The 9541-nt window shown below is 59.8% G+C and carries 9 protein-coding genes; 6 read left to right on the plus strand and 3 right to left on the minus strand.

Going from position 1 to position 9541, the window contains the following annotated elements:
• Nucleotides 1-31 precede the first annotated feature (31 nt).
• From GIW48_RS22920 to GIW48_RS22930, 3 genes are read right to left on the minus strand one after another with little or no spacing between them, the layout of a single operon-like run.
• Complete coding sequence (locus GIW48_RS22920; protein WP_017136289.1) at nt 32-418, minus strand: hypothetical protein; 387 nt, start codon at nt 416-418, stop codon at nt 32-34.
• A 7-nt stretch (nt 419-425) separates the two neighbouring features.
• Entirely contained in the window at nt 426-854 is a 429-nt protein-coding gene (locus GIW48_RS22925; RefSeq protein WP_017136290.1) for a DNA polymerase III subunit chi, read from the minus strand.
• A 51-nt stretch (nt 855-905) separates the two neighbouring features.
• Nucleotides 906-2396: a leucyl aminopeptidase gene (locus tag GIW48_RS22930; protein ID WP_017136291.1), complete on the minus strand. Its 1491-nt coding sequence runs from the start codon at nt 2394-2396 to the stop codon at nt 906-908.
• Nucleotides 2397-2680: 284 nt separating this feature from the next.
• Between GIW48_RS22930 and lptF the strand changes: the two genes are divergently transcribed.
• From lptF to era, 6 genes are all read left to right on the plus strand, one after another.
• Nucleotides 2681-3799: an LPS export ABC transporter permease LptF gene (gene lptF / locus GIW48_RS22935; RefSeq protein ID WP_017136292.1), complete on the plus strand. Its 1119-nt coding sequence runs from the start codon at nt 2681-2683 to the stop codon at nt 3797-3799.
• Nucleotides 3792-4871, plus strand: coding sequence for an LPS export ABC transporter permease LptG (lptG, locus tag GIW48_RS22940; RefSeq protein ID WP_017136293.1), 1080 nt, complete (start codon nt 3792-3794; stop codon nt 4869-4871). The genes lptF and lptG overlap by 8 nt, the downstream gene beginning before the upstream one ends.
• A 151-nt stretch (nt 4872-5022) precedes the next feature.
• Nucleotides 5023-6822 (plus strand): translation elongation factor 4, encoded by a 1800-nt coding sequence (gene lepA, locus GIW48_RS22945; RefSeq protein WP_003210439.1) that lies wholly within the window; start codon nt 5023-5025, stop codon nt 6820-6822.
• Nucleotides 6823-6827: 5 nt separating this feature from the next.
• Complete coding sequence (gene lepB, locus GIW48_RS22950) at nt 6828-7682, plus strand: signal peptidase I (RefSeq protein WP_236460772.1); 855 nt, start codon at nt 6828-6830, stop codon at nt 7680-7682.
• Nucleotides 7683-7834: 152 nt separating this feature from the next.
• Nucleotides 7835-8524: a ribonuclease III gene (rnc, locus tag GIW48_RS22955; RefSeq protein WP_017136295.1), complete on the plus strand. Its 690-nt coding sequence runs from the start codon at nt 7835-7837 to the stop codon at nt 8522-8524.
• Nucleotides 8517-9419 (plus strand): GTPase Era, encoded by a 903-nt coding sequence (era, locus tag GIW48_RS22960; RefSeq protein WP_028618988.1) that lies wholly within the window; start codon nt 8517-8519, stop codon nt 9417-9419. The genes rnc and era overlap by 8 nt, the downstream gene beginning before the upstream one ends.
• The last annotated feature ends 122 nt before the right edge of the window (nt 9420-9541 follow it).

Below are 9541 nucleotides of genomic sequence, written 5' to 3' on the forward strand. Positions count from 1 at the left end.
AAGCCAGCTCCCACAGGGATCTAAGTAAGGCTCAGGACTGGTATTGGCTGAGCAACCGCTCCATGCGCGCATCCATTCGCCGTTTGATCTCGGCTTCAATATGCGGGGCAAAGTCGTCGATCACATCCTGCATGATCAGTTGCGCGGCGGCACGCAGTTCATTGTCCAGGTGCAGCAGCAACGCGTCGGGGGCTTTTTCTGCGGCGGGTGCCGGTTCTGCAGTGGGGGCTGGTGTGACAGGTTCAGGTGCGGCAGGTTTGCCACCGACCATGTCGAACAACAGCGGAATCTGTACCTCGCCCTCGACCGATTCGGTCAGCAGCGGCGGTTGCAACTCATCATCACCGAGCAATTGACGGATCGACTCCAGGTCGTCCAGCAAGTGGTCGTCTTTTTTTAGCGGGTTTGGAGTGTCCATCGTGTGCTCAAAGTCGTTGTAGCCGGTGATCTTGCAGAGGATAGCCCTGTTCGCGGTAGAAACGGAAACTCTCCCGCGCGGCCTGACGAATAGCCGGGTCTTCGACCACCACTTCCGCCACGCGGGCAAAAGCCTTGGCAAAGGCCGGTACTTTCAGGTCGAGGTTCACCAGCAGGTCTTGGTGATCGCCGCAGTTGTCGCCCAAACCCAGCACAATCAGGCCTTCGGGTTCGGACTCGGCGGGGCCGTGGGGCACGAAGCTTTCGCCCTTGAAGCGCCACAGGCGGGCGTCAAGGTCTTCACGCTGAGCGGCATCGCTGCAATGCAGGTAGATGCGGTGGCCCATGCGCCAGGCTTTTTCGGTAAGTTTGCAGGCAAAGTCCAGGCGCGCAGAGGGATCGGCGCTGGGCAATATATAGAAGTCGACTTGGGTCATTGCGGTTCCTGAGACCGGGGCGCCGTGAAGGCCGCCCCGGAATCTTCAGTTTCAGGCTTTGGCGCGATCCAGCAGGTACTGGGTCAACAGAGGAACCGGACGGCCACTGGCGCCCTTGTCCTTGCCGCCGCTGGTCCAGGCCGTGCCGGCGATGTCCAGGTGCGCCCAGTTGAAGTTCTTGGCGAAGCGCGACAGGAAGCAGGCGGCGGTGATGGTGCCGGCTTTTGGGCCGCCGATGTTGGCGATATCGGCGAACGGGCTGTCCAGTTGTTCCTGGTACTCGTCGAACAGCGGTAGTTGCCAGGCGCGGTCGTCGGCAGCCTTGCCGGCGCTGAGCAGTTGCTCGATCAACTCGTCGTTGTTACCCAGCAGGCCCGAGGTGTGAGCGCCCAGGGCGACCACGCAGGCACCGGTCAGGGTGGCAATGTCGATCACGGCCTGTGGCTTGAAGCGTTCGGCGTAGGTGAGGGCGTCGCACAGCACCAGACGGCCTTCGGCGTCGGTGTTGAGGATCTCGACAGTCTGGCCGCTCATGGTGGTGACGATGTCACCCGGGCGTGCAGCACCACCGCTCGGCATGTTCTCGGCGCAGGCCAGGATGCACACCAGGTTGATCGGCAGCTTGAGTTCCAGCACGGCACGCAGGGTGCCGAACACGCTGGCGGCGCCGCCCATGTCGTATTTCATTTCGTCCATGCCGGCGCCCGGCTTGAGGCTGATGCCGCCGGTGTCGAAGGTGATGCCTTTGCCGACCAGCGCGTAAGGCTTCTCGGACTTCTTGCCGCCGTTGTATTGCATCACGATCAGGCGTGGCGGCTGGTCGCTGCCCTGGCCCACGGCATAGAACGAGCCCATGCCCAGTTCCTTGATCTTCTTCTCGTCCAGCACTTCAACCTTCAGGCCCTTGAACTCCTTGCCCAGCGCCTTGGCTTGTTCGCCCAGGTAGGTTGGGTGGCAGATGTTCGGCGGCAGGTTGCCCAGGTCACGGGTAAACGACATGCCGTTGGCGATGGCGGTGGCGTGGGTGACGGCGCGCTCGACTTCAGCCTGGGCGGCCTTGATGGTCAGCAGGGTGATTTTCTTGATGGCGCGCGGTTCGGCCTTCTGGCTCTTGAACTGGTCGAAGACGTAACCGCCGTCCACCAGGCTTTCGGCCAGCAGGCGGGTCTTGCCGTAGCTGTCGCGGCCTTTTACTACGATTTCATCGAGGGCCAGCGCCGCATCGGTGCCGCCCAGGCCTTTAAGAGTGGTGAGGATACCGCTGATGATCTTGCGGAACGGGCGGTCGCCCAGTTCGGCGTCCTTGCCCACGCCCACCAGCAATACACGGTCGGCTTTGAGGTTGGGCAGGCTTTGCAGCAGCAGGCTTTGGCCGACTTTGCCGGCCAGGTCGCCGCGCTTGAGGACCGCGCTGATGGCGCCGCCGCTCAGTTCGTCCAGTTGCTTGGCGGCGGCGCCGAGCTTGCGCCCTTCGCCGACGGCGACCACGAGGGTGGCGGTTTTCAACGTTTCGGGGCTAACGCTTTTTACAACCAATTCCATTTTCGGGTCCCTTATTTAAGGTCTGTGAGCCTGGCGTCTGTACGCAGGCTTTGATGCTTGGCAGCTTTGTAAACCGCCCGCGACAAAGGCCGCAGTTTGAACCTCGCCAGAGCAGCCTGACAACCCTTGCAGCACGCTTTGTGCGTGCGTATGAGCAAGCACCGTGACAGGCGCGGTCAATCACAGGATAATGCGCAATCTTTTTAGCCGGCCCGTGCATGTGGGTCGACTCGGTATGCTTGCTTGTTTGGCCGCCTTAGCCTGACAACCCTGGAGTGTCTGGTTTGATCGTCTTCCGTTATCTGTCCCGCGAAGTCCTGTTGACCCTGAGTGCCGTGAGTGCGGTATTGCTGGTCATCACCATGAGTGGTCGTTTCGTCAAATTCCTCGCCCAGGCGGCCTCGGGCGCCCTGGATCCGGGCTCGTTGTTCCTGATCATGGGCTTTCGCCTGCCGGGTTTTTTGCAACTGATCCTGCCGCTTGGCCTGTTTCTCGGCATCCTGCTGGCCTATGGCCGGCTTTATCTTGAAAGTGAAATGACCGTGCTTTCGGCCACCGGCATGAGCCAGCAGCGTCTGCTGGCCATGACCATGGTGCCGGCCACCGGCGTTGCGCTGGTGGTGGCCTGGTTGAGCATGAGCCTGGCGCCCCAGGGCGCCATGCAGTTCCAGTTGCTGCTGAACAAGCAGGACGCGATGACCGAGTTCGATACCCTGGAGCCCGGGCGCTTCCAGGCGCTCAACGACGGCACGCGGGTCACCTATACCGAAACCATGACCGACGACCGCTCTAACCTTGGCGGTGTGTTCATCTCGCAGAAAAACCTCGGCCTGAACCAGAAGGACCGCGGTATTTCGATTCTGGTAGCCAACAGCGGGCGCCAGGAAATACGCCCTGACGGTAACCGCTACCTGATCCTGGAAAATGGCTACCGCTACGACGGCAGCCCTGGGCTGGCGGAATACCGGGCGGTCAAATACGACACTTATGGCGTAATGCTGGCCAAGCCTGACATCAGTGAAGAGGTCACCGACCGCGATGCACTGCCGACGCTATCGCTGATCGGTAATCCCGAGCTGCGCTCCGTTGCCGAGCTGCAATGGCGACTCTCCCTGCCGCTGCTGGTGTTCATCGTGACGTTGATGGCGGTGCCGCTGTCGCGCGTCAACCCGCGCCAGGGCCGCTTCCTCAAGCTGTTGCCGGCGATCCTTTTGTACATGGCTTACCTGACCATCCTGATTTCTGCCCGTGGCTCCCTGGAGAAGGGCAAGCTGTCGCCAACCCTGGGCCTGTGGTGGGTGCACGGGATCTTCCTGGTGATCGGCCTGGGGCTGCTCTACTGGGAACCTATCCGTTTGAAAATGAAGAGCCGTCGTGGCCTGAAGGAGTTGGCTCGTGGCTAAGCTCGACCGCTACATTGGTAGCAGCGTACTGATCGCAATCCTGGCGGTATTGGGCATCATCCTTGGCCTGGCTTGCCTGTTTGCCTTTATTGATGAAGTGGGCAACGTCACCGACACCTATACCGTCACCCACGTATTGAGCTACGTGGCGCTGACCGCACCGCGTCGCCTCTACGACATGATGCCGATGGCGGCGCTGATCGGCTGCCTGATCGGCCTGGGCAGCCTGGCCAGCAGCAGCGAATTGACCATTATGCGAGCGGCGGGCGTTTCCATCGGCCGCATCGTCTGGGCCGTCATGAAACCCATGCTGTTGTTGATGGCGTGCAGTGTGCTGATCGGCGAGTACGTAGCACCACCGACCGAAGCCACGGCCCAGGCCAATCGTGCCCTGGCCCAGGGTTCGGGGGATGCGCAGAGCGCCAAGCACGGCCTGTGGCACCGCCAGGGTGATGAGTTTATTCACATCAACGCCGTGCAACCGGGCGGTTTGCTGGTGGGTGTGACGCGTTATACGTTCGACAAAGAGCGGCATATGCTGACCTCCAGTTTCTCCAAGCGTGCGCAGTACGACGAGGGGAAATGGGAGCTGTACGATGTCACCACGACGTATTTCCGTAATGTGGGGCAGGGCATCAAGGCCTACACCGAAGTGATCAATGTGCCGTCTGAACAGTGGGACATTGCCCTGAAGCCGGAACTGCTCAATACCGTGGTCATGATCCCGGAAAGCCTGCCGATCTCCGGTTTGTGGAGTTACATCCACTATCTCAAGGATCAGGGCCTGAACAATGGCCGTTACTGGTTGGCATTTTGGGTCAAGGTGTTGCAGCCGCTGGTCACCGCCGCGTTGGTGCTGATGGCTATTTCGTTCATCTTCGGCCCGCTGCGTTCGGTAACGCTCGGCCAGCGTGTGTTTACCGGCGTGCTGGTGGGCTTTACCTTCCGCATCGCCCAGGACCTGCTTGGCCCGTCGAGCCTGGTATTCGGTTTCTCGCCGCTGTTTGCGGTGCTGGTACCGACGGCGGTCTGCGCCGTGGCCGGGTTCTGGCTGTTGCGCCGGGCCGGTTGATACCGCGCTTATGCACAAAAAATGCCCCGCTCATATGACCGGGGCATTTTTGTTCTGGTCAGCAAAGATGACGCCCGGCCCGAGCATCAGGTACAATTCCCGGCTATTTTTCAGCGGGCAATCTGCCTGCAGCCTTTTTGAGTGTTGATCCGTGAGTGATTTGAGTCATATCCGCAATTTCTCCATCATCGCCCACATTGACCATGGTAAGTCGACGCTGGCCGATCGGTTCATCCAGATGTGCGGCGGCCTTGCCGAGCGTGAAATGGAAGCCCAGGTCCTGGACTCCATGGACCTCGAGCGCGAGCGCGGCATCACCATCAAGGCCCACAGCGTTACCCTGTACTACACCGCAAAAGACGGTATCAAGTACCAGCTGAACTTCATTGACACCCCTGGCCACGTTGACTTCACCTACGAAGTCAGCCGTTCGCTGGCCGCCTGTGAAGGTGCCTTGCTGGTGGTCGATGCCGGCCAGGGTGTTGAAGCCCAGTCCGTGGCCAACTGCTACACCGCGATCGAGCAGGGCCTTGAGGTCATGCCGGTACTGAACAAGATCGACCTGCCCCAGGCCGATCCTGACCGCGTTAAAGAAGAAATCGAAAAAATCATCGGCATTGACGCCACCGACGCCGTCGAGTGCAGCGCCAAGACCGGCCTGGGCGTTGACGAAGTGCTCGAGCGCCTGGTCAAGACCATTCCTGCGCCTACCGGCAACTACGAAGATCCGCTGCAAGCGTTGATCATCGACTCCTGGTTCGACAACTACCTGGGCGTTGTTTCCCTGGTACGCGTGCGCCACGGCCGTGTGAAGAAGGGCGACAAGATCCTGGTCAAATCCACCGGCAAGATCCACCTGGTGGACAGCGTCGGTGTATTCAACCCGAAACACACCGCCACCACCGACCTCAAAGCCGGTGAAGTGGGCTTCATCATCGCCGGTATCAAGGACATTCACGGTGCGCCAGTGGGTGACACCCTGACCTTGAGCTCCACCCCTGACGTCGACGTGCTGCCGGGCTTCAAACGCATCCAGCCGCAGGTTTACGCCGGCCTGTTCCCGGTCAGCTCCGACGACTTCGAAGACTTCCGCGAAGCGCTGCAGAAGCTGACCCTCAACGACTCGTCGTTGCAGTACACCCCGGAAAGCTCCGATGCCCTGGGCTTCGGCTTCCGCTGCGGTTTCCTGGGCATGCTGCACATGGAGATCATCCAGGAGCGCCTCGAGCGCGAATACGACCTGGACCTGATCACCACGGCGCCGACGGTTATTTTTGAGCTGGCGCTGAAAACCGGTGAAACGATTTACGTCGACAACCCGTCCAAGCTTCCGGATCTGTCCTCCATCGAAGACATGCGCGAGCCGATCGTGCGGGCCAATATCCTGGTTCCGCAAGAGCACTTGGGCAACGTTATTACCCTGTGTATCGAAAAACGTGGCGTGCAGCACGACATGTTGTTCCTCGGTACCCAGGTGCAAGTGACCTACGATTTGCCGATGAACGAAGTGGTTCTGGACTTCTTCGACCGTCTCAAATCCACCAGTCGCGGCTATGCTTCGCTGGATTACCATTTCGACCGTTACCAATCGGCTAATCTGGTGAAACTGGATGTGCTGATCAACGGCGACAAGGTGGATGCACTGGCGCTGATCGTGCACAAGGACAACGCGCACTACAAAGGTCGCCAGTTGACCGAAAAGATGAAAGAACTGATTCCGCGCCAGATGTTCGATGTCGCGATCCAGGCCGCCATTGGCGGGCAGATCATTGCACGGACCTCCGTCAAGGCACTCAGAAAGAACGTACTGGCCAAATGCTACGGCGGTGACGTAAGCCGTAAGCGCAAGCTGCTTGAGAAGCAAAAGGCCGGTAAGAAACGCATGAAGCAAGTGGGCAACGTGGAAATTCCACAAGAAGCCTTCCTTGCAGTGCTCAGGTTGGATAGTTAGGTCCTATGTCACTAAATTTCCCGCTGTTGCTGGTCATCGCCGTTGCCGTTTGCGGTCTCCTGGCGTTGCTCGATCTGGTGTTCTTCGCCCCGCGTCGGCGGGCGGCGATCGCCTCGTATCAGGGCAGCGTCAGCCAGCCCGATGCGGTGGCAATCGATAAACTGAACAAAGAGCCTTTGCTGGTTGAATATGGCAAGTCGTTCTTCCCGGTGTTGTTCATCGTGCTGGTGCTGCGTTCGTTCCTGGTGGAGCCGTTTCAGATCCCTTCGGGGTCGATGAAACCTACCCTGGACGTGGGCGACTTCATCTTGGTGAACAAGTTCTCCTACGGGATCCGCCTGCCGGTGCTCGACAAGAAAGTCATCCCGGTCGGTGACCCGCAGCGCGGCGATGTGATGGTGTTTCGCTACCCAAGCGACCCGAACGTCAACTACATCAAGCGTGTCGTGGGCCTGCCGGGCGACGTGATTCGCTACACCAGCGACAAGCGCCTGTTCGTCAATGGTGAGTCGGTAGCCGAGAAGTTGATCGGCACCGAGCCGAACACCCTGGGCAGCGCTGAGCTGTATCAGGAAAAACTCGGCGCAGTAGAGCACCAGATCCGCAAGGAAATGAGCCGCTACCGCTCGCCGCCCGACACCGAATGGAAAGTGCCTGCCGGGCACTACTTCATGATGGGCGACAACCGTGACAATTCCAACGACAGCCGGTATTGGGATGACCCTAATATCCCCAAGGACCTGCTGGGCATGGTTCCCGACGAGAACATTGTCGGCAAGGCCTTTGCGGTCTGGATGAGCTGGCCGGAACCCAAGCTCAGCCACCTGCCGAACTTCTCGCGGGTCGGGCTGATCAAGTAATACAGGCGGCGCTGTGAACACAGCGCCGAATGCTTTTCTGGGGTTGGGACAATTATTGGCCCAACTCCTTGCTGTACCAATCAGGATTTGAATTTGAACACTGCGTCAATCGTCGATGGCCGCCGGTGCCACCAAACAGAAATGGGTAAACCGTGAGCGTTTCTCTAAGCCGTCTCGAGCGCCAGCTCGGCTACACCTTCAAGGATCAGGAATTGATGGTCCTTGCCCTCACACACCGCAGCTTTGCAGGGCGCAATAACGAGCGCCTGGAATTCCTCGGTGATGCCATCCTCAACTTTGCCGCCGGTGAGGCGCTGTTCGAGCGTTTCCCGCAAGCGCGCGAGGGCCAGCTGTCACGCCTGCGTGCACGCCTGGTAAAAGGCGAGACCCTGGCCGTGCTGGCCCGTGGTTTCGGCCTGGGTGAGTACCTGCGCCTGGGGTCCGGCGAGCTGAAAAGCGGTGGCTTTCGCCGCGAGTCGATCCTGGCCGATGCCCTCGAAGCGTTGATCGGTGCGATCTACCTGGATGCAGGCATGGAGACCGCCAAGGAGCGCGTAGTCGCCTGGCTGGCGTCGGAGATCGAGAGCCTGACGCTGGTCGACACCAACAAAGATCCCAAGACCCGCCTGCAGGAATACCTGCAGTCGCGTGGTTGCGAACTGCCACGTTACGAAGTGGTGGATATCCAGGGTGAACCCCATTGCCGCGTGTTCTTCGTGGAATGTGAAATCACCTTATTGAATGAAAAAAGCCGAGGTCAGGGTGTGAGCCGTCGTATTGCCGAACAGGTAGCGGCCGCTGCAGCACTGATTGCCCTGGGCGTGGAGAATGGCCATGACTGATTCAACCGCAACACGCTGTGGCTATGTTGCCATCGTCGGCCGCCCGAACGTGGGCAAGTCCACGCTGCTGAACCACATCCTCGGCCAGAAGCTGGCGATCACCTCGCGCAAGCCGCAGACCACCCGCCACAACATGCTGGGCATCAAGACCGAAGGCAATGTGCAAGCGGTCTACGTCGACACCCCAGGCATGCACAAAGGTGGCGAGAAGGCGCTGAACCGCTACATGAACAAAACCGCTTCGGCGGCGTTGAAAGACGTCGACGTGGTGATCTTCGTGGTCGACCGCACCAAGTGGACCGACGAAGACCAAATGGTTCTGGAGCGCGTGCAGTACGTCACTGGCCCGTTGATCGTCGCGCTGAACAAGACCGACCGTATCGAAGACAAGGCTGAGCTGATGCCGCACCTCAGCTGGCTGCAGGAACAACTGCCGAACGCCCAGATCATCCCGATCTCGGCCCAGCACGGCCACAACCTTGAGGCCCTGGAACGCGTGATCGCCGAGCACCTGCCGGAGAACGAGCACTTCTTCCCGGAAGACCAGATCACCGACCGCAGCAGCCGTTTCCTGGCCGCCGAACTGGTACGCGAGAAAATCATGCGCCAGATGGGCGCCGAGCTGCCGTACCAGATCACCGTCGAAATCGAAGAGTTCAAGCAGCAGGGCAAAACCCTGCATATCCACGCGTTGATCCTTGTAGAGCGTGACGGCCAGAAGAAAATCATCATTGGCGACAAGGGCGAGCGCATCAAACGCATCGGCACCGAAGCGCGCAAGGACATGGAATTGCTGTTTGATTCCAAGATCATGCTTAACCTGTGGGTGAAGGTTAAAGGTGGTTGGTCCGATGATGAGCGCGCGCTGCGTTCCCTGGGCTACGGCGACCTGTAACCCTCCGCCTGATGGCGGGTGGGCTTGTTGTGGCGAGGGAGCTTGCTCCCGCTGGGCCGCGAAGCGGCCCCAACAAGGTCGGCGCGTTTTACCTGACGTAACTCTATGGCTGGTATAGGGGC

This window comes from Pseudomonas sp. PA-6-3C (assembly GCF_021605825.1).
Classification (GTDB): domain Bacteria; phylum Pseudomonadota; class Gammaproteobacteria; order Pseudomonadales; family Pseudomonadaceae; genus Aquipseudomonas; species Aquipseudomonas edaphica.